The 22,201-nt window shown below is 69.5% G+C and carries 21 protein-coding genes and 1 riboswitch; of the genes, 11 read left to right on the forward strand and 10 right to left on the reverse strand.

Annotation, left to right across the window (positions count from 1 at the left end; all coding sequences use genetic code 11):
* Positions 1 to 34: 34 nt before the first annotated feature.
* Positions 35 to 244, reverse strand: a complete 210-nt coding sequence (locus ACWD26_RS03575; RefSeq protein ID WP_451265788.1) for a hypothetical protein — start codon at positions 242 to 244, stop codon at positions 35 to 37.
* 135 nt (positions 245 to 379) lie between these two features.
* Here ACWD26_RS03575 and ACWD26_RS03580 point away from each other — a divergent pair, with 135 nt between their 5' ends.
* Positions 380 to 1,354 (forward strand): carbohydrate kinase family protein, encoded by a 975-nt coding sequence (locus ACWD26_RS03580; RefSeq protein WP_451265789.1) that lies wholly within the window; start codon positions 380 to 382, stop codon positions 1,352 to 1,354.
* Positions 1,355 to 1,488: 134 nt separating this feature from the next.
* Here ACWD26_RS03580 and ACWD26_RS03585 read toward each other — a convergent pair whose 3' ends face one another.
* The gene (locus tag ACWD26_RS03585) at positions 1,489 to 2,871 is read right to left on the reverse strand and encodes an aminotransferase class V-fold PLP-dependent enzyme (protein WP_451265791.1); all 1,383 of its coding nucleotides are present in this window, start codon (positions 2,869 to 2,871) and stop codon (positions 1,489 to 1,491) included.
* Positions 2,872 to 3,200: 329 nt separating this feature from the next.
* On the opposite strand from ACWD26_RS03585, the gene ctaC reads away from it, so the two are divergent.
* The 4 genes from ctaC to ACWD26_RS03605 all read left to right on the forward strand — a co-directional run bounded on the left by ctaC (position 3,201) and on the right by ACWD26_RS03605 (position 7,715).
* Complete coding sequence (gene ctaC, locus ACWD26_RS03590; RefSeq protein ID WP_451265793.1) at positions 3,201 to 4,193, forward strand: aa3-type cytochrome oxidase subunit II; 993 nt, start codon at positions 3,201 to 3,203, stop codon at positions 4,191 to 4,193.
* Entirely contained in the window at positions 4,190 to 5,929 is a 1,740-nt protein-coding gene (gene ctaD / locus ACWD26_RS03595) for an aa3-type cytochrome oxidase subunit I (RefSeq protein ID WP_451265795.1), read from the forward strand. Before ctaC ends, ctaD begins: the two co-directional genes overlap by 4 nt.
* The gene (locus ACWD26_RS03600; protein WP_451265797.1) at positions 5,926 to 6,324 is read left to right on the forward strand and encodes a cytochrome c oxidase subunit 4; all 399 of its coding nucleotides are present in this window, start codon (positions 5,926 to 5,928) and stop codon (positions 6,322 to 6,324) included. The genes ctaD and ACWD26_RS03600 overlap by 4 nt, the downstream gene beginning before the upstream one ends.
* A 143-nt stretch (positions 6,325 to 6,467) precedes the next feature.
* The gene (locus ACWD26_RS03605) at positions 6,468 to 7,715 is read left to right on the forward strand and encodes an Ig-like domain-containing protein (protein WP_451265798.1); all 1,248 of its coding nucleotides are present in this window, start codon (positions 6,468 to 6,470) and stop codon (positions 7,713 to 7,715) included.
* Positions 7,716 to 7,803: 88 nt separating this feature from the next.
* Here the strand turns inward: ACWD26_RS03605 and ACWD26_RS03610 are convergent, their stop codons facing one another.
* A complete protein-coding gene (locus ACWD26_RS03610) occupies positions 7,804 to 8,205 on the reverse strand; it encodes a hypothetical protein (RefSeq protein WP_451265800.1) in 402 nt (133 codons plus the stop codon).
* A 143-nt stretch (positions 8,206 to 8,348) separates the two neighbouring features.
* On the opposite strand from ACWD26_RS03610, the gene ctaE reads away from it, so the two are divergent.
* The 6 genes from ctaE to ACWD26_RS03640 all read left to right on the forward strand — a co-directional run bounded on the left by ctaE (position 8,349) and on the right by ACWD26_RS03640 (position 15,636).
* On the forward strand, positions 8,349 to 8,969 hold the full coding sequence (gene ctaE, locus ACWD26_RS03615) for an aa3-type cytochrome oxidase subunit III (protein ID WP_451265802.1): 621 nt from the start codon (positions 8,349 to 8,351) through the stop codon (positions 8,967 to 8,969).
* Between the two features lie 97 nt (positions 8,970 to 9,066).
* Positions 9,067 to 9,876, forward strand: a complete 810-nt coding sequence (qcrC, locus tag ACWD26_RS03620) for a cytochrome bc1 complex diheme cytochrome c subunit (protein WP_451265804.1) — start codon at positions 9,067 to 9,069, stop codon at positions 9,874 to 9,876.
* A complete protein-coding gene (gene qcrA, locus ACWD26_RS03625; protein WP_451265806.1) occupies positions 9,873 to 10,931 on the forward strand; it encodes a cytochrome bc1 complex Rieske iron-sulfur subunit in 1,059 nt (352 codons plus the stop codon). Before qcrC ends, qcrA begins: the two co-directional genes overlap by 4 nt.
* A complete protein-coding gene (qcrB, locus tag ACWD26_RS03630) occupies positions 10,928 to 12,568 on the forward strand; it encodes a cytochrome bc1 complex cytochrome b subunit (RefSeq protein WP_451265808.1) in 1,641 nt (546 codons plus the stop codon). Before qcrA ends, qcrB begins: the two co-directional genes overlap by 4 nt.
* A 134-nt stretch (positions 12,569 to 12,702) precedes the next feature.
* Positions 12,703 to 13,767, forward strand: coding sequence for an anthranilate phosphoribosyltransferase (trpD, locus tag ACWD26_RS03635; protein WP_451265810.1), 1,065 nt, complete (start codon positions 12,703 to 12,705; stop codon positions 13,765 to 13,767).
* Between the two features lie 246 nt (positions 13,768 to 14,013).
* Positions 14,014 to 14,130: riboswitch (SAM riboswitch) on the forward strand.
* A 144-nt stretch (positions 14,131 to 14,274) separates the two neighbouring features.
* Complete coding sequence (locus tag ACWD26_RS03640; protein ID WP_451265812.1) at positions 14,275 to 15,636, forward strand: aminotransferase class V-fold PLP-dependent enzyme; 1,362 nt, start codon at positions 14,275 to 14,277, stop codon at positions 15,634 to 15,636.
* On the opposite strand, the gene ACWD26_RS03645 is transcribed toward ACWD26_RS03640, so the two are convergent.
* From ACWD26_RS03645 to ACWD26_RS03675, 7 genes are all read right to left on the reverse strand, one after another.
* Positions 15,597 to 16,823, reverse strand: coding sequence for a glycerate kinase family protein (locus ACWD26_RS03645; RefSeq protein WP_451265814.1), 1,227 nt, complete (start codon positions 16,821 to 16,823; stop codon positions 15,597 to 15,599). The two genes, ACWD26_RS03640 and ACWD26_RS03645, sit on opposite strands and share 40 nt — an antisense overlap.
* A 110-nt stretch (positions 16,824 to 16,933) precedes the next feature.
* A complete protein-coding gene (locus ACWD26_RS03650) occupies positions 16,934 to 18,349 on the reverse strand; it encodes an SLC13 family permease (protein WP_451265816.1) in 1,416 nt (471 codons plus the stop codon).
* Positions 18,350 to 18,406: 57 nt separating this feature from the next.
* Positions 18,407 to 19,090 (reverse strand): response regulator transcription factor, encoded by a 684-nt coding sequence (locus ACWD26_RS03655; protein ID WP_451265818.1) that lies wholly within the window; start codon positions 19,088 to 19,090, stop codon positions 18,407 to 18,409.
* A 28-nt stretch (positions 19,091 to 19,118) separates the two neighbouring features.
* The gene (locus ACWD26_RS03660) at positions 19,119 to 20,558 is read right to left on the reverse strand and encodes an ATP-binding protein (protein WP_451265820.1); all 1,440 of its coding nucleotides are present in this window, start codon (positions 20,556 to 20,558) and stop codon (positions 19,119 to 19,121) included.
* Positions 20,545 to 20,886, reverse strand: coding sequence for a small secreted hydrophilic protein (locus ACWD26_RS03665; RefSeq protein ID WP_451265822.1), 342 nt, complete (start codon positions 20,884 to 20,886; stop codon positions 20,545 to 20,547). Before ACWD26_RS03665 ends, ACWD26_RS03660 begins: the two co-directional genes overlap by 14 nt.
* A gap of 106 nt (positions 20,887 to 20,992) precedes the next feature.
* A complete protein-coding gene (locus ACWD26_RS03670; RefSeq protein WP_037693480.1) occupies positions 20,993 to 21,274 on the reverse strand; it encodes an Lrp/AsnC family transcriptional regulator in 282 nt (93 codons plus the stop codon).
* Positions 21,271 to 22,026, reverse strand: a complete 756-nt coding sequence (locus tag ACWD26_RS03675) for a rhomboid family intramembrane serine protease (RefSeq protein ID WP_451265825.1) — start codon at positions 22,024 to 22,026, stop codon at positions 21,271 to 21,273. The genes ACWD26_RS03670 and ACWD26_RS03675 overlap by 4 nt, the downstream gene beginning before the upstream one ends.
* Positions 22,027 to 22,201 lie beyond the last annotated feature (175 nt).

The following is a 22,201-nucleotide window of genomic DNA, read 5'->3' on the forward strand; positions in this document are numbered from 1 at the left end:
GCGATGGGACGCGGCGGAGGAGCCGACGGTTCCCTCAGCCGCCGTATTCCGACATCGCGTCCACGAGCCGGGCGGACGTCGCCGGCACCGTCACCCCGTGAATGAGCGAAGGAGACACCGGAGCCGTAATGACCTTCGCGGGGGCCGCCCAGTGCGGAGCCATCCGGGCGCAGTCGCCGCGCAGCGCCGCGAGGTCGCCCTCCGGGTCGAACGGGACGGTGCCGTGGATCTTGGGGTTCGTCATGACCGCACCGTATGCATCGCGAACCCCACGAAGAAAGACCTACTATCGGGTAGTTTTGCCTGCTTCAGAGCACGTGGACGACCCGGTAGCGTGAACTGTCAATCCCCTCTCCCTTCGCAGGAGCGTGTCCTCGCCGTGCGTATCGCAGTCTCCGGCTCCATCGCCACCGACCATCTGATGACCTTCCCGGGCCGCTTCGCCGACCAACTCGTCGCGGACCAACTGCATACGGTCTCCCTCTCCTTCCTCGTCGACCAGCTCGACGTCCGCCGGGGCGGTGTCGGCGCGAACATCGCGTTCGGCATGGGACAGCTCGGCACGCGCCCGATCCTGGTCGGCGCGGCGGGCTCCGACTTCGACGAGTACCGCGCGTGGCTCGACCGGCACGGGGTGGACACCGCCTCCGTGCGCATCTCCGAGACCCTGCACACGGCCCGCTTCGTGTGCACCACGGACGCCGACCACAACCAGATCGGCTCCTTCTACACCGGCGCGATGAGTGAGGCCCGCCTCATCGAGCTGAAGACCGTCGCCGACCGCGTCGGCGGCCTCGACCTCGTCCTCATCGGCGCGGACGACCCCGAGGGGATGCTCCGCCACACCGAGGAGTGCCGCTCCCGGGGCATCCCCTTCGCCGCGGACTTCTCCCAGCAGATCGCCCGCATGGACGGCGACGAGATCCGGATACTGCTGGACGGCGCCACGTACCTCTTCTCCAACGAGTACGAGAAGGGCCTCATCGAGTCCAAGACCGGCTGGTCCGACGAGGAGATCCTCGGGAAGGTCGGCCACCGGGTGACCACCCTCGGCGCGCGCGGCGTCCGCGTCGAACGGGCCGGTGAGGACCCCATCGAGGTCGGCTGCCCCGAGGAGGAGCGCAAGGCCGATCCCACGGGTGTCGGCGACGCGTTCCGTGCGGGGTTCCTCTCGGGGCTGGCGTGGGGCGTCTCGCTGGAGCGGGCCGCCCAGGTCGGCTGCATGCTCGCCACGCTGGTCATCGAGACGGTGGGGACGCAGGAGTACCAGCTGCGGCGGGCGCACTTCATGGACCGGTTCACCAAGGCGTACGGGGACGAGGCGGCGGCCGAGGTGAAGAAGCACCTGAGCTGAGGCGGGCCCCGGCGACCCATGGGTTGCCGGGGTCGGTGCGTTGTCGGCTGCGGGTGCGATGTGGCTGGTCGCGCAGTTCCCCGCGCCCCTTGGAGGCCTGCGGCCTCCTCCGCGGCGCGGGGACTCGTATGCGATCAGCTCACCCGGCGCACCACATACGCCGAACCCCGCTCCGCCGGCTCCTCGCCCACGTACTCCTGGCCCCGCATCTCGCACCACGCCGGGATGTCCAGGCGGGCCGCCTCGTCGTCGGAGAGGACGCGGATCGTGCCGCCCACCGGCGCGTCCCCGATCACCTTCGCCAGCTCGATGACGGGGATCGGGCAGCGCTTGCCGAGGGCGTCCACGATGAGGGTGGCCTCTCGGACGGCCGCCACAACGGTGGTCACCGGGGCGCCCAGCTTCTCCCGTACCGCCGCGACGGCGTCCGGCAGTACGGACAGGAACCGCTCGACGTCCTCCTCCAGGGCGCCCGGCGGCAGCGACACGCGCACATTCCCCTCGCTCAGCACCCCCATGGCCCGCAGCACATGGCTGGGCGTCAACGTGCTGCTCGTGCAGGAGGAGCCCGAGGAGACGGAGAAGCCCTCGCGGTCCAACTCGTGCAGCAGTGTCTCCCCGTCGACATAGAGACAGGAGAAGGTGACGACCCCCGGCAGCCGGTGCTCGGGGTCGCCCACCACCTCCACGTCCGGCACCAGCGACGGCACCCGGGCCCGGATCCGCTCCGTCAACTCCCGCAGCCGTACGGCCTCCGCGTCCGCCTCCGCCCGCACGGCCCGCAGCGAGGCGGCGGCCGCCACGATCGCCGGGATGTTCTCGAAGCCGGCGGCCCGCCCCGACTCCCGCTCGTCGGCGGGCCCTTGCGCCGCGAACCGGACGCCCTTGCGTACGACGAGCAGTCCGACCCCGGACGGACCGCCCCATTTATGGGCACTGCCGGTCAACACCGACCAGTCCCCGCTCACCCGTCCCCACGCCAGCGACTGCGCAGCGTCCACCAGCAGCGGCACCCCGGCCGCCTGGCACACCTCCGCCACCTCGGCCACCGGCTGCGCCGTCCCCACCTCGTGGTTGGCCGACTGCAGACAGGCGAGCGCGGTGTCGGGGCGCAGGGCCTCGGCGTAGGAGGAGGCGGCGACCGAGCCCGTACGACCCACCGCCACCTGGGTGACCGTCCCGCCCTCGGCCTCGTGCACCTCCGCCGCGTGCAGTACCGAAGAGTGTTCGACGGCCGACACGATCAGGTGGCGTCCCACCCGCCGCCGCCCCGCCAGCACACCGGCGATCCCGGAGTGCACGGCCCGCGTCCCGGACGACGCGAAGACCAGCTCGTCCGCCCGGCACCCCACGGCCTCGGCGGCGGCCTCCCGAGCCGCGTCCAGCAGCAACCGGGCCCGCCGCCCTTCCCGGTAGAGACGAGCAGGATCGGCCCATCCCTCGTCCAGCGCGGCCACCAGCGCCTGCCGGGCAACGGGATGAAGAGGAGCGGAGGAAGCAGAGTCGAAGTACGCCACAGCTCCACGCTAAAGCCTGGGACCGGCCGAAAAGGGGCGCGAGGCTCTGACCTTGTGCGGCTCCGCCGCGTGGGCGCGAACAACCACAACGCGCGCGCACCCGCCAAATCACCCGAACTTCCGAGCTATCAGGCGCCCCCGGTACACCCGAATAGCCGCTACAAGTGGCCCCCGGCGAGTTGGGACCCCCTCCCCGCGCGACCCCAAATCGCGTCCAGTAGGGTTTGGTCCGCATAAACATCCAAACCCCTGCCCGACGCAGGGCGGCGACCGACCAGCGAGAAGGCCGCAGCCATACCGCGCGGGCGAGACTCTCGGGAAGGCGCTACGTGAGTCCCAACGGCTCCGACCTCCCCCGCTGCCTCAAGAGCGCGGGTGGTACCCCCATGCCGCGGCGCCCGATGCGGCGGAAGCTGCTGCAGGCACTGACTGCGGGCCTGGTCCTGGCGACCGCCACCGGTTGCACATACAAGGACTTCCCCCGCCTTGGTATGCCCACCCCGACCACGGAAGAGGCTCCGCGGATCCTCTCCCTGTGGCAGGGCTCGTGGGCCGCCGCGCTCGCCACGGGCGTACTGGTCTGGGGCCTTATCCTGTGGAGCGCTTTCTTCCACCGGCGCAGCCGCACCAAGGTCGAAGTTCCCCCACAGACCCGGTACAACATGCCCATCGAGGCGCTGTACACGGTCGTCCCGCTGATCATCGTCTCGGTGCTCTTCTACTTCACCGCCCGCGACGAGTCGAAGCTCCTCGACACGTCGAAGAAGCCCGACCTCACGGTCAACGTGGTCGGCTTCCAGTGGAGCTGGTGCTTCAACTACATCGAGAACGTCGAAGGCTCCACCGGCGACGCGGCCACCGACAAGAACCTGGCCGCGATCCCGGACCGGTACAAGAAGGACTTCCCGGCGAACGCCGGCGGCGTCTACACCTGCGGCATTCCTGGCGACAAGAACCCGCAGACCGGCAACCCCGGCCCGACCCTCTGGCTCCCCGAGGGCAAGACGGTCCGCTTCGTCCTCACCTCGCGTGACGTCATCCACTCCTTCTGGGTGGTGCCGTTCCTGATGAAGCAGGACGTCATCCCGGGCCACACCAACGCCTTCCAGGTGACCCCCAACCAGGAGGGCACCTTCCTGGGCAAGTGCGCCGAACTGTGCGGCGTGGACCACTCTCGGATGCTCTTCAACGTGAAGGTCGTCTCCCAGGAGCGCTACGAGGAGCACCTCAAGTCGCTCGTGGAGAAGGGGCAGACCGGTTACGTCCCGGCCGGCATTGAGCAGACGAGCCACGAGAAGAACCGGGAGACGAACCAACTGTGAGCATCCTCAACGAACCTCAGGGTGCCGAGGCAGCGGGGTCCCACTACGAGGACGAGCTGCCGGTCCGGCGCCAGCGGCGTGGCGAGGTGATCGTCAAGTGGCTGACGACCACCGACCACAAGACGATCGGCACGCTGTACCTGGTCACGTCGTTCGCGTTCTTCTGCATCGGCGGCGTCATGGCGCTCTTCATGCGCGCCGAGCTCGCCCGCCCGGGTACGCAGATCATGTCGAACGAGCAGTTCAACCAGGCGTTCACGATGCACGGCACGATCATGCTGCTGATGTTCGCGACGCCGCTGTTCGCCGGTTTCGCGAACTGGATCATGCCGCTGCAGATCGGCGCGCCCGACGTGGCGTTCCCGCGGCTGAACATGTTCGCCTACTGGCTGTACCTCTTCGGCTCGCTGATCGCGGTCGGTGGCTTCCTCACCCCACAGGGCGCGGCCGACTTCGGCTGGTTCGCCTACTCCCCGCTGTCGGACGCCGTCCGCAGCCCAGGCGTCGGCGCCGACATGTGGATCATGGGTCTGGCCTTCTCCGGCTTCGGCACGATCCTCGGCTCGGTCAACTTCATCACCACGATCATCTGCATGCGCGCACCCGGCATGACGATGTTCCGCATGCCGATCTTCACCTGGAACGTGCTGCTGACCGGTGTCCTGGTCCTGCTCGCCTTCCCGGTCCTCGCGGCCGCGCTGTTCGCCCTGGAGGCGGACCGCAAGTTCGGTGCCCACGTCTTCGACGCGGCCAACGGCGGCGCGTTGCTCTGGCAACACCTCTTCTGGTTCTTCGGCCATCCAGAGGTGTACATCATCGCCCTGCCGTTCTTCGGCATCATCTCCGAGGTCATCCCGGTCTTCTCCCGTAAGCCGATGTTCGGCTACATGGGCCTGATCGGCGCGACCATCGCGATCGCCGGCCTCTCGGTCACGGTGTGGGCGCACCACATGTACGTCACCGGTGGCGTGCTCCTCCCGTTCTTCTCCTTCATGACGTTCCTCATCGCCGTACCGACCGGCGTGAAGTTCTTCAACTGGATCGGAACGATGTGGAAGGGCTCGCTGTCCTTCGAGACCCCGATGCTCTGGGCGACCGGCTTCCTGATCACCTTCACCTTCGGTGGTCTGACCGGTGTCATCCTGGCCTCGCCCCCGATGGACTTCCACGTCTCCGACTCGTACTTCGTGGTGGCGCACTTCCACTACGTGGTCTTCGGCACCGTCGTCTTCGCGATGTTCTCCGGCTTCCACTTCTGGTGGCCGAAGATGACGGGCAAGATGCTGGACGAGCGCCTCGGCAAGATCACCTTCTGGACGCTGTTCATCGGCTTCCACGGCACGTTCCTCGTCCAGCACTGGCTGGGCGCCGAGGGCATGCCGCGCCGGTACGCGGACTACCTCGCCGCCGACGGCTTCACCGCGCTGAACACGATCTCCACGATCGCCTCGTTCGTGCTCGGTCTGTCGATCCTGCCGTTCCTCTACAACGTGTGGAAGACCGCCAAGTACGGCAAGCCCGTCGAGGTCGACGACCCGTGGGGCTACGGCCGCTCGCTGGAGTGGGCGACCTCCTGCCCGCCGCCGCGGCACAACTTCCTCACCCTGCCGCGGATCCGCAGTGAATCCCCGGCGTTCGACCTGCACCACCCGGAGATCGCCGCGCTCGAACAGCTCGCGCACGGCGGCCCGGCGGCAGGCGAGCTCGCTGCCAGCGGCAAGGAGGCCGGCAAGTGAAGGTCCAAGGCAAGATGTTCATCTGGCTGAGCGTCTTCGTGCTCGCCATGGCGATCGTCTACGGCTACTGGTCGAAGGAGCCGGCCGGAACCACGGCGCTGTTCCTGGCCTTCGGCCTGTGCATCATGGTCGGCTACTACCTGGCCTTCACGGCCCGGCGGGTCGACGTCGGCGCGCAGGACGACAAAGAGGCCGACGTCGCGGACGACGCCGGTGAGCTGGGCTTCTTCAGCCCGCACAGCTGGCAGCCCCTCGCTCTCGGCGTGGGCGGAGCGCTCGCCTTCATGGGCGTCGTCTTCGGCTGGTGGCTGCTGTACTTCTCGGCCCCGGTCATCCTGATCGGTCTGTGGGGCTGGGTCTTCGAGTACTACCGCGGCGAGAACCAGAACCAGTAACACGCGCCGGTAACACACGCAGAGCGCACGGAAGCCCGGACACTCCGACAGGAGGTCCGGGCTTCCCCCTTTTGCCACGCCGGACGTACCTCACTCGGGTCACCCGGCGCGCCGCGCTCGACGTCCGTTCCTACGTTGAACCCATGAGCACCTCACCGCGAAACCGCACGGTCGTCAGCTGCGCCCTGCTGGTGGTCTCCCTGGGAGCGGGCGTCACCGCCTGCGGTTCCGGCGGCCACCCGCTCTCGGGAAAGCCCTACGACGCGGCCGACCAGATCTCCTTCAACACCCCCACCGGCGACGGCGAGAAGGCCGACCCGGACAAGCCCCTGGAAGTCACCGCCCACGAGGGCGGACGCATCACCGACGTCACCGCCGTGGACGCCGCAGGACGGTACGTGGCGGGCGAACTCTCCGCCGACGGCACCCGCTGGCACTCCACCTCACCGCTCGCCGCCAACGCCCGCTACACGGTCCGTGTGAGCACCGAGGACGAGGACGGCGCCCCCGGCCGCGAGAGCCTCGCCTTCGACACCGGCCGCCCCCTCACCAAGAAGCGCCTCGACGTCACCTTCGGCCCCGAGCCGGGAAAGTACGGCGTCGGCCAGCCCGTCACCGCCGAGCTCAGCAGACCGGTCAAGGACAAGGCGGCCCGGGCCGTCGTCGAACGCGCCCTCAAGGTGGACTCGACCCCCGCCGTGGAGGGCACCTGGCACTGGGTGGACGACAAGAAGCTCCACTACCGCCCCAAGGACTACTGGCCCGCGAACGCCACCATCAGGCTCCGCAGCAACCTGGAGGGCCTCAAGATAGGCGACCGTCTCTGGGGCGGAAAGGCCGCGGCCCTCGAACTGACCACCGGCGACAAGATCGTCGCCATCACGGACGCCGCGGCGCACCGCATGACCGTCTACAAGAACGACCAGGTCATCAAGGAGATCCCGGTGACCACGGGGATGCCCGGCTACGACACCCGCAACGGTGTCAAGGTCGTACTGGCCAAGGAAGGTACCGTTCGCATGACCAGCGCCAGCATAGGCGCGTCCGACTTCTACGACCTGACCGTCCACCACTCCGTACGGGTCACCAACAGCGGTGAGTACGTCCACGCCGCCCCCTGGTCCACCGGCTCCCAGGGATACGCCAACGTCAGCCACGGCTGCACCGGCATGAGCACCGGCAACGCCCAGTGGTTCTACGACACCATCAACGAGGGCGACATCGTCCAGGTCGTAAACTCCGCCGGCGACACCATGGCCCCCTTCGGCAACGGCTTCGGCGACTGGAACCTCGACTGGAAGCAGTGGCGCGAGGGCAGCGCCCTGGTCGGCGGCACCGAGGAAGTACCCGGCCCCCAGGTACAGGCCCGCCTGAGACCGGAGTCGGTGTGAGGGGACGGGCGCCCGGAAGGGGCGCGGGGAACTGCGCGATCAAGCACAATCCACCCGCACTCGCCTTCCGTCGGAGCCTCTCGAGCTACTAGGCGCTCAGTGCCTGCCTCTTGCGGAGCAACGACGCCAGCGCCGCCGCGAACTCCACCGGCTCCACCGGCAGGGTCACCGCCGCGTCCGCCCGGCTCCACGTCGCCAGCCACGCGTCCTGCGGCCGCCCGATCAGCACCAGCGCCGGCGGACACTCGAAGATCTCGTCCTTGATCTGCCGGCAGACCCCCATGCCCCCCATCGGCACGGCCTCACCGTCCAGCACACAGACATCGATCCCGCCCTTGTCCAGCTCCTTGATGACGGCGGCGGGGGTCGCGCACTCCACGAACTCCACCTGAGGAACATCCGGTGCCGGACGGCGCCCCGTCGCCAACCGAACTTGTTCGCGGGTGTTGGAGTCGTCGCTGTAGACCAGCACCGTGGCGGTCGGCTGCATTGTTCCTCCGTGACGTCAGCGTCTTAAGGACAGGCCCGATGCGCGGATGCTACTCCCTTGAACACCACGTCAGCACCGGTACCGAAGGGAGCAACACTCCGAACGGCACCCCCGGAGTGAGGGCGGGATAAGCGACCGACATAATGTCGGGCGTGGCGACAGCAACGACAGTAGATACCGGGCACGCGCACCCGTCGGTCAACCGGCCGAACCTCACCAGCGTCGGAACCATCATCTGGCTGAGTTCCGAGCTGATGTTCTTCGCGGCCCTCTTCGCGATGTACTTCACCCTGCGATCGGTGACCGGTCCGGAGTTCTGGTCGGAGAAGGCCGACACCCTGAACTTCCCGTTCTCGGCGACCAACACCACGATCCTGGTGCTCTCCTCCCTCACCTGCCAGCTCGGCGTCTTCGCCGCCGAGCGCGGTGACGTGAAGAAGCTCCGGATGTGGTTCATCGTCACGTTCGTGATGGGTGCGATCTTCATCGGCGGCCAGGTCTTCGAGTACACCGAGCTGGTCAAGCACGAGGGCCTCTCGCTCTCGTCCGACCCGTACGGCTCGGTGTTCTACCTGACCACCGGCTTCCACGGCCTGCACGTGACGGGCGGCCTCATCGCCTTCCTGCTGGTCCTCGGGCGCACCTACGCGGCCAAGAGGTTCACCCACGAGCAGGCGACCGCGGCCATCGTCGTGTCCTACTACTGGCACTTCGTCGATGTCGTCTGGATCGGCCTCTTCGCCACGATCTACATGATCAAGTAATCGGGCGGCCGGGCCGGGCGGACCATGCGCCCGCCTCGAACCGAGAACGACCCTTCCAGAAGCACCGACGCAGAAGATCCTGACACCGGGGTAATCCGTGAAAAAGCTCTCCGCACGACGACGCCATCCGCTGGCGGCGGTCGTCGTCCTACTCATCGCGCTGGCGGCCTGCGCGGGGCTGTACACCGCCTTCGCCCCCGCGGAAAAGGCGCAGGCCGATGAAACCGCGCAGACCCTCACCATCGAGGAGGGCAAGAAGCTCTACGCCGTGGGCTGCGCCAGCTGCCACGGCACCGGCGGTCAGGGCACCACCGACGGCCCCAGCCTGGTGGGTGTGGGCGCGGCGGCCGTGGACTTCCAGGTCGGCACCGGCCGTATGCCGGCCCAGCAGCCGGGCGCGCAGGTCCCCAAGAAGCCGGTCGTCTACTCGCAGGCCCAGATCGACCAGCTCGCGGCGTTCGTCGCCTCCCTGGGCGCCGGTCCGGAGGTCCCGACCGAGAACGCGTACAACCCCGAGGGCGCGGACATCGCCGAGGGCGGCGAGCTGTTCCGTACCAACTGTGCTCAGTGCCACAACTTCACCGGCAAGGGCGGTGCGCTGTCCGAGGGCAAGTACGCGCCGAGCCTTGAGGGTGTCGACCCGAAGCACATCTACGAGGCCATGCAGACCGGCCCGCAGAACATGCCGTCCTTCCCCGACACCACGCTGTCGGAGGAGAACAAGAAGGACATCATCGCGTACCTCGAAGCGGTCAACAGCGACGACACCGTGGAGCCCGGTGGCCTCAGCCTCGGCGGACTCGGTCCGGTCAGTGAGGGCCTGTTCGGCTGGGTCTTCGGTCTCGGCTCGCTGATCGCCGTCGCCGTGTGGGTCGCCGCTCGGACCGCAAAGGCCAAGAAGTCATGAGTAGCCAAGACATTCCAGAAGAGAACCTGCCCACTGAGCAGGACGACCCGCACGGTGCGGTGAAGGTCGCGGACGAGAAGAACCCCTTCGCGGACCCCGGCCTCCCGCCCCACGAGCACCGCATCCAGGACATCGACGAGCGGGCCGCCAAGCGGTCCGAGCGCACGGTCGCCCTGCTGTTCACGGTGTCGATGCTGTCCACGGTCGCGTTCATCGCCGCCTACGTGGCGATCCCCGTGGACAAGGCGATCTACGTCTGGCCGATCGGGCACATCAGCGCGCTGAACCTCGCGCTGGGCTGCACCCTCGGTCTGGCCCTGTTCTGCATCGGCGCGGGCGCGGTCCACTGGGCCCGCACCCTGATGTCGGACGTGGAGGTCGCGGACGAGCGGCACCCGATCGAGGCGGCCCCCGAGGTCAAGGCCAAGGTCATGGCCGACTTCAGGCAGGGCGCCAAGGAGTCCGCGCTCGGCCGTCGCAAGCTCATCCGCAACACGATGTTCGGCGCGCTGGCCCTGTTCCCGCTCTCCGGCGTCGTCCTGCTGCGCGACCTCGGTCCGCTGCCCGGCACCAAGCTGCGGCACACCACGTGGGCCAAGGGCAAGAAGCTCGTCAACATGAACACCATGGAGCCGCTGCGTCCCGCGGACGTCGCGGTGGGGTCGCTGACCTTCGCCATGCCGGACGGCCTGGACGAGCACGACCACGACTTCCAGAAGAACATCGCCAAGGACGCCCTGATGATCGTCCGGATCCAGCCGGACGACATCAAGGACAAGCGCGAGCTGGAGTGGTCCCACGAGGGCATCGTGGCGTTCTCGAAGATCTGCACCCACGTGGGTTGCCCGATCTCCCTGTACGAGCAGCAGACGCACCACGTGCTCTGCCCCTGCCACCAGTCCACCTTCGACCTCGCCGACGGCGGCCGGGTCATCTTCGGCCCCGCGGGTCACGCCCTGCCGCAGCTGAGGATCACCGTCGGCGAAGACGGCTACCTCGAAGCCGTGAGTGACTTCGAAGAGCCCGTCGGTCCTGCCTTCTGGGAGCGCGGATGAGCACTACGACCACCACAGACGCGCGCGACAAGCGCGGGAAGGCACCGGCCGGCGAGCGCGTCGCCGACTGGGCCGACGGCCGGCTGGGGATCTACTCCCTGGCCAAGGCCAACATGCGCAAGATCTTCCCCGACCACTGGTCGTTCATGCTGGGTGAGATCTGCCTCTACAGCTTCATCATCATCATCCTCACGGGTGTGTACCTGACGTTGTTCTTCCACCCCTCGATGAACGAGGTGGAGTACCACGGCCCGTACGTCCCGCTGCAGGGCCAGCTGATGTCCGAGGCGTTCAACTCGACCATGCACATCTCGTTCGAGGTGCGCGGTGGTCTGCTGATCCGGCAGATCCACCACTGGGCCGCGTTGGTCTTCCTCGCCGGCATGTTCGTGCACATGATGCGCGTGTTCTTCACCGGCGCGTTCCGCAAGCCGCGTGAGATCAACTGGCTGTTCGGCTTCCTGCTGTTCGTCCTCGGCATGTTCACCGGCTTCACCGGTTACTCGCTCCCGGACGACCTGCTCTCCGGCACCGGTGTCCGCTTCATGGAGGGCGCGGTCCTGTCCGTGCCGATCGTCGGCACGTACCTGTCGTTCTTCCTCTTCGGCGGGGAGTTCCCGGGCGGCGACTTCGTGGCCCGCTTCTACTCCGTCCACGTCCTGCTGCTGCCGGGCATCATGCTCGGCCTCGTGGTGGCGCACCTGATCCTGGTCTTCTACCACAAGCACACGCAGTTCGCGGGCCCCGGCAAGACGAACAACAACGTCGTCGGCATGCCGCTGCTGCCGGTGTACATGGCGAAGGCCGGCGGCTTCTTCTTCCTGGTCTTCGGTGTCATCGCGATCATCTCGGCGATCGCCACGATCAACCCGATCTGGACCATGGGCCCCTACCGTCCGGACCAGGTGTCGACCGGCGCCCAGCCCGACTGGTACATGGGCTTCTCCGAGGGGCTGATCCGTGTCATGCCCGGCTGGGAGATCAACTTCTGGGGTCACACGCTCGTCCTGGGTGTGTTCATCCCGCTGGTGATCTTCCCGCTGGTCCTGGTCGCGATCGCGGTCTACCCGTTCATCGAGTCCTGGGTCACTGGCGACAAGCGCGAGCACCACATCCTGGACCGCCCGCGCAATGCCCCGACCCGTACGGCCTTCGGTGTCGCGTGGATCACGTGGTACATGGTCCTGCTGATCGGTGGTGGAAACGACCTCTGGGCGACCCACTTCCACCTGTCGATCAACGCCATCACCTGGTTCGTCCGGATCGCGTTCTTCGTGGCCCCGGTCGTCGCGTTCGTCATCACCAAGCGCATCTGCCTCGGCCTGCAGCGCCGGGACAAGGACAAGATCCTGCACGGTCGCGAGACCGGCATCATCAAGCGCCTGCCGCACGGTGAGTTCATCGAGGTCCACGAGCCGCTCAGCCAGGAGCAGCTGCACACGCTCACGGCGCACGAGCAGTACGTGCCGGCGCAGATCGGTCCGGCGGTCGACGAGAACGGTGTCGCCCGCAAGGTCACGCGCCGCGAGAAGCTCCGCGCCAAGCTGAGCAAGGGCTACTACAGCGAGGACAACCAGATCCTCAAGCCGTCCGTCGAGGAGTACAAGGAGATCACGAGCGGCCACGGCCACCACTGATCGCTTCGCTTCGCCACACCACGGTCGAAGGGCCCCCGTCCGATCTTCGGACGGGGGCCCTTCGCCGTGCTCCGACCTGGATAGGGTGGGGTTCACAGGATTTCTGATCTACGACGACAACCAGGAGCGGCCCGATGAGCGCTGTGACCCCCGCTGGAGGCGACACCGCGGCGGGCCGTTCCTGGCCCGAGGTACTGAACGCCCTGCTGTCCGGACGGGACCTGAGCGCGGACGAGACGGCCTGGGCGATGGGCCTCGTCATGCGCGGTGAGGCGACGGACGCGCAGATCGCCGGGCTCGTGGTGGCGCTGCGGGCCAAGGGGGAGACCGTCGAGGAGATCGGCGGGTTCGTACGGGCGATGTACGAGCACGCCAACGTCATCGAGGTCTCGGGAAAGACCGTCGACATCGTCGGTACGGGCGGCGACGGCGCCAAGACGGTGAACATCTCCACGATGTCGTCGATCGTCGTCGCCGGTACGGGCGCGAAGGTCGTCAAGCACGGCAACCGCGCGGCCTCGTCGGCGTCGGGCGCCTCGGACGTCCTGGAGAAGCTGGGCGTCAATCTGGAGCTGACGCCCCAGCGCGTGGCCGAGGTCGCCGAGGAGGCCGGGATCACCTTCTGCTTCGCGGCGAAGTTCCACCCGGCGATGCGGCACGTGGGAGCCGCACGAGGGCAGCTGGGCATCCGGACCGTCTTCAACGTCCTGGGGCCGCTGACCAATCCGGCGAAGGTGAGGGCACAGGCGGTAGGTGTGGCCGATCCCCGGATGGCGCCGATCGTGGCGGGCGTCTTCGCCGAGCGCGGCAACTCCTCCCTGGTCTTCCGCGGCGACGACGGCCTCGACGAGCTGACGACGACGGCGACGTCCCGGGTGTGGATCGTCCGGGACGGCAAGGTGACGGAGGAGTCCTTCGACCCCCGGGACGTGGGGCTGGAGCTGGTGCCGGTCGAGGCGCTGCGGGGAGCGGACGCGTCCTACAACGCGGATGTCGCGCGACGGCTGCTGGGCGGGGAGACCGGTCCTGTGCGGGACGCGGTGCTGCTCAACTCCGCGGCGGCGCTGGTGGCGTTGGAGCCGACGTCCGCCTCGCTGGCGGAGCAGTTGCGGGGTGGGATGGAGCGGGCGGCGGAGTCGATCGACTCGGGGGCGGCGCGGGGAGTTCTTGAGCGGTGGGTCGCCGCGACGAACAGGTAGTTCTTCGGGTGCGGGTGTGTGGGGGCTGGTCGCGCAGTTCCCCGCGCTCCTAAAAGACCAGGCCCTGCGGGCCTGAAAAGCACGGGGGGCGCAGCCCCTGTTTTTCAGGGGCGCGGGAACTGCGCGAGGAGCCCCACTCAGCCGCACCCGCCATCGCTCCCGCACCCTCCGACCCATCAGGCGCCCCATCCCGCCATCCGGACACGAGTTGCGGCGCGGCGATCACCTCACGTACGTTTTTCGGCAGGTCATGAGCGACAGCCACAAGGCCCCGGCCGGCTGTCCGGCAACCCTCCGTCCGTGGCGGGGTGCCCCGGGTGAAGACCAGGTCGTAGGCACAGAGGTCTACGGCAAGCGCGGACCCCTCGCGAACCCAGGGGTCCTGGTCGTTCGAGGGAGCCTTCCGTGAGCAAGCGAATGCGATAGGGCCGCCGAGCCCCGCCTCCGCGCACCCTTTTCCTCTTTCCGCATGCCTTCCTTCCGCATGCCTCTCACGGGAGTTCACCCATGTCTGTCTCCACCCTTGCCGCCGCCCAGTCCGTTTGCGCCCCGCTGCCCGTTCTGGGACGGGATGTCACCGTCCCGCTCGTCACCGGCGGCGAGGTCACCTACGCCGCACTCGACTACGCCGCCAGCGCCCCGGCGCTGCAGCGGGTGTGGGACGACGTGGCGGCGTACGCGCCGTACTACGGCAGCGTGCACCGGGGCGCCGGTTACCTCTCGCAGCTGTCCACCGACCTCTTCGAGAACGCCCGGAACACCGTCGCCGAGTTCCTGGACTGCCGGGACGACGACCAGGTCGTCTTCACCCGGTCGACCACCGACTCGCTCAACCTCCTCGCCGCCGCGCTGCCCGCCGACTGCCAGGTCTTCGTCTTCGAGACGGAGCACCACGCCTCGCTGCTGCCGTGGCGCAACGCGCGGGTGACGTACCTGGACGCCCCGCGTTCGCCCGCCGAGGCCGTCGCCACGCTGGAGCGGGCCCTCGCCGACCGGGACCCGCACGGCCCGGCCCTCGTCTGCGTCACCGGTGCCTCCAACGTCACCGGGGAGATCTGGCCCGTGCGCGAACTGGCCGCCGCCGCGCACGCGCACGGCGCGCGGATCGTGCTCGACGCGGCCCAGCTCGCGCCCCACCACCCCGTCTCCGTAAGGGAGTTGAGCGTCGACTGGGTCGCCTTCTCGGGGCACAAGCTGTACGCGCCGTTCGGCTCCGGCGTACTCGCCGGGCGCGCCGACTGGCTGCGCGAGGCGGACCCGTACCTCGCGGGCGGCGGAGCCAGCCGCAAGGTGACCCGGCGTACGGACGGGGGCGTGGACGTCGAGTGGCACGAGAGTGCCGCCCGGCACGAGGCCGGCTCGCCCAACGTCATCGGGGCCTACTCCATCGCCTCCGCCTGTAAGGCCCTCACCGATGCCGGGTTCGAGACACTGGTCGCCCGTGAGCGGCACCTGATCGACACGGTCCGCGCCGGTCTCGCCGAGGTGCCCGAGGTCCGGGTCCTCTCCCTCTTCGGCGACGACGCGCCGCGCGTCGGCGTCATCTCCTTCGTCGTCGAGGGCTGGAACAGCTCCCACTTCGCCGCCGCCCTGTCCGCCGAGTACGGCATCGGCGTGCGCGACGGTCTCTTCTGCGCCCACCCGCTGGTCCGCACCCTCCTCGGCAGCGACCCGCAGACCCAGGGCGAGTGCGGCGCCCCCGAGGCCGCGCCCGGCGAGCGGTCCCTCAACGCGATCCGGGTGAGCTTCGGCGCGGGCACGCCCGACGAGCACGTGGAGCGGTTCGTGGGCGCGGTGAAGGAGCTCGTGCGGGAGGGCGCGAAGTGGAACTACCGTACGGAGGACGGGCGTTGCGTCCCCGCGGTGTGATTCCCGCCGCCCGACGCGGTCACCCGCGCGCCCAGCACGATCATCCGCAGGGCCCGTTCCGTGGCGTCCGTGAGGAGTTCGCTCGCGCGGACCATGGCCTCGGCGAGCGCCATCGGGGCGGGCAGGATGCCGGTGTACGCGTCCACGCCCGGGACCTCGTGCGCCCCCTCGCCCAGGGTGCCCGCGAGGGCGAGGACCGGGCGGCCGTGCAGCTTGGCGCGGCGGGCCACCTCGGCGGGGACCTTGCCACGGGGGGTCTGGTGGTCGAGGGCGCCCTCGGCGGTGATGACCAGGTCGGCGCGGGCGAGCCGGGCGTCGAGGTCCAGGTGGCTCAGCAGGACCTCGAAGCGGGGGAGCAGCCGGGCCCCGAGGGCGGCCAGCCCGGCACCGAGACCGCCGGAGGCACCGGTGCCGGGGCCGCCGTGCAGGTCCGTGGTGGTGGGCGCGAAGTCCCGTAGGTCCCGGGTGAGGACGTACGCCCAGTTCTCCAGGCCGGCCGACAGCTCCTCGACCTGCTCCGGCGTCGCGCCCTTCTGGGGGCCGAAGACCCGGGCGACGCCGCGTTCGCCGCACAGCACGTTGAACGGGTTGCAGGCGACCAGGAGTTCCACGTCCTTGAGGCGAGGGTCCAGACCGGACGGGTCGACTCGGTCCAGCCGGATCAACTCCCGTCCACCCGGCGGGAGTTCGGCACCCTTCGCGTCCAGCAGCCGGGCGCCGAGCGCCTGGAGGGCACCGGCCCCGCCGTCCGAGGTGCCGGAGTCGCCGCAGCCGATCAGGACGCGGCGTACGCCGGTGTCGAGCGCGGCACGGATCAGTTCGCCGACGCCGTAGGTGGTCGTGGCGCCGGGGTCGCGGAGGGCGCCCGGGACGAGGGAGAGGCCCGCGACGGCGGCCATCTCCACGACGGCCGTCTGCGTCATGGTCGGGTCGTGGGAGCCGAGGAGGGCGAAGTGGGTGTCGACCGGTTCGCCGATCGGGCCCGTGGCGAGCAGGGAGACCAGGCGGCCCCCGGTGGAGGCGGCCAGCGCGGCGGCCGTGCCCTCGCCGCCGTCCACCAGGGGAATGAGGTCCACTTCGGCGTCGGGCACGACCCGGCGGACACCCTCCGCGATGGCCTCGGCTGCGGCCTCGGCGGACAGGGACTCCTTGAAGCCACTGGGGGCTACGGCGACTCGGTTCAGCATGCTGCTCAGGGCTCCTATGGGTCGGTCGGTCAGGACGTCGGCGGACGTGAGGTCGAGGGGGGCGTCGCGGCTCGGAGACGAGCGGACGGCTTGGTGGGCGCGCGGGCGTCTCACGGGACCAGTGGCACGCCCAGCAGTGGCCACACCGCCACGGTGAAGAGGACGACCAGGGCGGCGGTCAGCGGGGCCAGGACGGCGGAGAGGCGTAGCAGGTCGCGCGGGGTGTAGGTGGGGGTGTCGGGGAGGTCGGCGAAGAGGGCGACCGGCTTCGCGGAGGCCGGCAGGGTGTGGCAGAAGCCCGCGGCGGCGGTGGAGGCGAGCGCGGCGGCGACCGGGTTGACCCCGGCGCCCACGGCCGCCGCGACGACCAGGGGCACGAGCACCGACGAACGCGCCGAACGGGACTGCAGGACGAGATGGGCGGCGGTGCTGATCACCACGACCACCGCCAGGAACACCAGCGGCGTCACCCCCGTCGGCATCCCGGAGACCAGCCACTTCGCCGCTCCCGAGTCGCTGAGCGCGACACCCATCGCCATCGTCGCGGCCATGAAGAGCAGCATCGACCAGGGCACCGTCTTCAGCGCGTCCTTCAGCCGTACGGTGCCCAGGGCCGGCGAGGAGGCGACGACCGCGCCGATCAGCGCGACCACGGCCGGCGAGACCCGGTGGAGCGGCTCGCTGCACCACAGCACCACGACCGTGGCCAGCAGCAGGGCGCAGCGCGACTCGGCGGGGGACCAGGGGCCGGTCACCGGCTGCTCGCTGTGCAGCTGGATCTCCTCCACCGTGATCTTCACGGGGCCGCGGCGGTCCTCGCGCCGGGTCGTCGTCAACAGGACGGCCTCGGCGGCCAGATGGGACGACACGATCGCCAGCGGCAGCCCCAGCAGCAGCCACTCCGTGAAGCCGATCCGGTCGCCCGTCGCCTCCCACAGCACCGACACGGTGATCAGATGCGCGCCCGCACCGATCAGGGTCGCCACCGCCGACAGAAGGATCACGGTCGGGAACAGCAGCGCCAGCATGACGACCAGTCGCTTCCGGTCGGCCAGTGCCTTGGCGAGCGCCAGGAACACGGGCAGGGCGAGGGCCGCCCGGCCCGAGGTGGCCGGCACCGCGAACGCCGTCACCACCAGCGCGGCCGTCGTCAGATGCGTCAGCTGCCGTACGGTCCGCGCCCCGCTCACCAGGAACGCCGCGGCCCGGCCCGCGAGGCCCGTCCGGGTCACCGCCGCCGCCAGGACGAACGCGCAGATCAGCAGCCATACGGTGGAGTCGCCGAGGGTGCCGAACAGGGTGTCGTTGCTGATCACGCCCGTGACGGTGAGGGCGAGACCGGCGCCGAGCGCGATGTAGGTGTCGTCGATGGGCGTGCCGATCCACGCGCAGGTCGCCAGCGCGAAGACCGCGAGGGTGAGGCGGGCCTCGCCACCCAGGCCGGCGAAGTTGCCGGGCACCGCGAGCAGCGCGCAGAGGGAGAGGGCCACGCAGAGGGAGGCGGCGAGACGGAAGTTCAGGGTCACGTCATCAAGGGTTCAGCTGGGGGGTGAGCCCTTGATGAGTCGTTTATGAAGGAAGCTTCACGTCGTCGCCCGACCGGCCGCCGCTGGGAGCCGGTAGCCCATGCCCCTCACCGTTTCCAGTTGCGCGGCCCCGAGCTTCTTCCTCAGCGCCCGCACATACACATCCACGATGTTCGACCCCGGATCGAAGTCGTAACCCCATACGTGCGACAGGATCTGCTCCCGCGACAGCACCTGCCCCGGATGGCGCAGGAACAGCTCCAGCAGCACGAACTCCCTCGCGGTCAGGTCCACCAGACGCTCACCGGCCCTCGCCCTCCGCGTCCGCAGGTCGAGGGTCAGCTCGCCGCTCCTCAGCATCGTGACCTCGGGTGCCCTGGCCGCCGTACGCAACCGCAGGCGTACCCTCGCCAGCAACTCCTCGAAGCGGAACGGCTTGGTCATCCAGTCGTCGGCGCCGCCCTCCAGGCCGGCCACGGTGTCGCGTACGGAGTCCCGGGCGGTCAGGACGATGACGGGGACGGTCACGCGGGCCTCGCGCAGCTCGCGCAGGACGGTGAAGCCGTCGCGGCCGGGCAGGCCGATGTCGAGGACGATCAGGTCGAAGCCGCCGGTGAGGGCGTACTCGTAGGCCGCGTCGCCGTCGCCGACCACCGTCGTGGTGAAGCCGCCGGCCCGCAGCCCCTTCTCGACGAAGGAGGCGATGCGTTCCTCGTCCTCGACGATGAGAATGCGGTTCACGGGAGCGCCCTTTCGCCGTCGGTCCGTTTCACGTGCGTGCCTCTTCCAGGGTCAGTACGAAGGTGGCGCCGCCGCCCTCGGTGTCGTGTAGCCGTACCCGGCCGCCATGGGCCTCGGCGATCGCGCGGACGATCGACAGGCCGAGCCCCGCACCGGAGCCACGGGCGCCGCGCCGGGCCGTGCCGCGCCGGAACCGCTCGAAGATCACCTCGGCGTCCTGCGGCTGCACACCGGGCCCCGAGTCGACGACGTACAGCTCGATCGACGAGCCGTCGGCGCGGGAGCCGATGCGGATGGTCTGGCCGGCGGTCGTGTGCTGTACGGCGTTCTGGGCGAGCTGGACCATCGCCTGGGTGATCCGCTGGGGGTCCAACTCGGCCTCCAGGTCAGCCACTTCGGCGAGCTGCCAGTCGCGTTCGCCGAGGGTGCGGGCCTTGACGTAGACATCGGCGGTGAGTTCGGCGAGCTGGACCGGCTCGGGGGTGACGAAGTCGGGCCGCTCGGCCTTCGCGAGCAGCAGCAGGTCCTCGACGATCCGGCTCATCCGGTCCAGTTCGTCGGTGACCAGCCGGATCGTCTCCTCGCGCTCGGCGGGATCGTCGCCCATCAGCTCCAGATGGCCCCGCACGATCGTGATGGGCGTCCGCAGCTCGTGCCCGGCGTCGTCGACGAACTCCCGCTGCGCGGCGAAGGCCCGCTCCAGCCGGTCGAGCATCGCGTTGAACGTCTCGGCGAGCGCGGCCACATCGTCCCGGCCGTGTACGGGTATGCGCCGCGTGAGGTCCTGCTCGGTGAGCTGGGCCGCGGCGGACCGCACCACCCGTACGGGCTTGAGGATGCGCCCCGCGACCACCCAGGCGATACCGGTCGTCATCAGCAGGGCGACGGCGGAGATGGCGAGCAGCACCCGGAACACCTGGTTGGCGCGTTCCTTCTCGCTCGCCGGATGGAAGGCGACGACGAACGCCGCGTCCGCCGTGGACCCGTGCCGGGCCACCTCCACCTTCGCCCAGCGGATCTCCCCGGCCGCCCGCTCAAGCGTCCCCGTGGACTCGGGCGATGCGAAGATCCTCCGCTTGGCGTCGTCGTCCTCGTGCAGCGGCAACGGGACGGGGATCTCCCGCTGCTGGATGATCTGCGCGGGGTCCCGTCCGGGCCGGCCGACGAGCCCGATCAGTTCCTCGTCCAGGTCGGCGTTCTGCCGCTGCAGGAACACCCGCAGCAGTCTCGACGGCTCGGTGAAGGGCTGCCCGGTCTCCGGATCGACCCCCTGTGCCTGGAGGTTGGTGAACTCCCCGGCCTCCTGCGCGAGCAGCTCGTTGATCCGCTGGTCGACGTCCCGCAGCAGGATGGAGCGCGTCGTCGTCGCCACGGAGGCCAGCGCCACCGCCATCACCAGCAGCAGCCAGAGCAGGATGCGGACACGGGCCGAGACCCGCCGGGCCGGCGGCGTCTCAGCCGTCGTCACCGGGTCCGTCGTCGTCGGTCTCCTGCCCGTCCTGCCCGGGCCTGTCGTCATCGTCATCACTCGCCGGGCTGTCGGTCACCGGAGGCCGCGACACGACCTCGTCACTGGGCGTCGCCTTCGGCCGCGAAGGCGTGGGAGTCGGCGACCCGCCGTCCGACTCCACGGTGGGCCGCGAGGGCGTGGGACCGGGCGACCCGCTCTCCAACTCCACCTTGGGCGGCACCTTCGGTGTCTGCGGGCTGTCGGTCAGGGCGAAACTGGTCGCGGCGATCCCGAGCGGAATCGCCACGACGGCGGCGAGAGCCGCGATCCGTCGAGAGAAGACCATGGGCACGATCCTGCGGAGGGGACCGGGTGGTCAGGATGAGACCGAGATGAGTACTTCTTCATCTTGGGGCCCGATGGGGTTCCCGGCTTGGGGGCCCGGTGGGTTCTCAGCCGTCCAGTCCGATGGCGAACGCGGCCTCGAGGTCATGCTGGGAGTAGGCGCGGAACGCGACATGCGTGTCCGTCCCCAGCACCCCCGGAATCTTGCTGATACGCCCGGGGATCACATCCGCGAGGTCCTCGTGCTCCTTCACCCTGACCATGGCGACGAGATCGTACGTACCGGTCACGGAGAACACCTCGGTCACGGATTCGATCGCGGCGATCGACTCCGCGATCTCCGGAATCCGGTCCACGCTGGTCTTGATGAGCACGATCGCGGTGATCACGGCTGTTTCTCTCCCTCGGGGGCCGGAGCTGGGACGTTCTCTGAGGCGTCCACGGGCGCTTTCACTCTAGCCCTACGCCCATAACGCCCCCACGCGTAGACGAACCCCAGTCCGAACCCCACCAGGTGCGCCAGATAGGCCACCCCCGGGCCCGACGTCTGCCGCCCCGCGGCCAGCCACTGCAGGCTCGCCCAGAACGGCAGGGTCACCCACGCCGGAAACCGCAGCGGAAGGAAGAAGAGGAACGGCAGGAGGCTCGTCACCCGCGCGCTGGGGAACAGGAAGAGAAACGCGCCGAGGACCGCGGAGATCGCCCCGGACGCGCCGACCAGCGACTGCGGCGACCCGGCGTGCGCCGCCGCGTACGCCACCAGCGCGACATAGCCGCAGCCGACGTAGAAGAGGGCGAACTCCACATGACCCATGCGTTCCTCGGCCATCGCCCCGAAGACGAAGAGGAAGAGCATGTTGCCGAGGAGATGCAGCCAGCTGCCGTGGACGAAGAGCGCGGTGACGGGGGTGAGCGCCGCGCGCGGGGTGCCGGGAAAGAGGTCGGCGGGTACGACACCCCAGCGGCGGAAGTACGCCCGCTGCGCGGCGAACAGCTCGTCCCCCGTCCCGTACCCGGGGTTGAGGCCCGCCGCCGGTCCGATCAGGAAGATCGCGCAGCAGACGGCGATCAGCCCGTACGTCACCGGCGCCGACTCGTTTCGTACGGCCCGGGCGGCCGTGGTGCTCCACTTGCCGATCATGAGCAGAGCATGACGTAACGGGACCCACCGTCACAGACCGCCTCGCCGCCGGTGGCGATCGGCCGGGCCGCCGGAGGCAATCCGTGCCACCGCCGCAGGCGAACGGGCGTCGAGTACCGGTCAGGCCGTAGGGTTACGAGCCACACGCACCGGGAGGCCGGCGCATCACGGAGAC

The sequence above is a fragment of the Streptomyces sp. NPDC002787 genome, assembly GCF_053592095.1.

Excerpts from the sequence above, each read along its gene's own strand:
- ACWD26_RS03575 (WP_451265788.1), bottom strand. The coding sequence starts at position 244 with ATGACGAACCCCAAGATCCACGGCACCGTCCCGTTCGACCCGGAGGGC.
- ACWD26_RS03675 (WP_451265825.1), bottom strand. The coding sequence starts at position 22,026 with ATGATCGGCAAGTGGAGCACCACGGCCGCCCGGGCCGTACGAAACGAG.
- ctaE (WP_451265802.1), top strand. The coding sequence starts at position 8,349 with ATGTCGGGCGTGGCGACAGCAACGACAGTAGATACCGGGCACGCGCAC.
- ACWD26_RS03645 (WP_451265814.1), bottom strand. The coding sequence starts at position 16,823 with ATGCTGAACCGAGTCGCCGTAGCCCCCAGTGGCTTCAAGGAGTCCCTG.
- ACWD26_RS03605 (WP_451265798.1), top strand. The coding sequence starts at position 6,468 with ATGAGCACCTCACCGCGAAACCGCACGGTCGTCAGCTGCGCCCTGCTG.
- trpD (WP_451265810.1), top strand. The coding sequence starts at position 12,703 with ATGAGCGCTGTGACCCCCGCTGGAGGCGACACCGCGGCGGGCCGTTCC.
- ACWD26_RS03640 (WP_451265812.1), top strand. The coding sequence starts at position 14,275 with ATGTCTGTCTCCACCCTTGCCGCCGCCCAGTCCGTTTGCGCCCCGCTG.
- qcrA (WP_451265806.1), top strand. The coding sequence starts at position 9,873 with ATGAGTAGCCAAGACATTCCAGAAGAGAACCTGCCCACTGAGCAGGAC.
- qcrB (WP_451265808.1), top strand. The coding sequence starts at position 10,928 with ATGAGCACTACGACCACCACAGACGCGCGCGACAAGCGCGGGAAGGCA.
- ACWD26_RS03610 (WP_451265800.1), bottom strand. The coding sequence starts at position 8,205 with ATGCAGCCGACCGCCACGGTGCTGGTCTACAGCGACGACTCCAACACC.
- ACWD26_RS03665 (WP_451265822.1), bottom strand. The coding sequence starts at position 20,886 with ATGGTCTTCTCTCGACGGATCGCGGCTCTCGCCGCCGTCGTGGCGATT.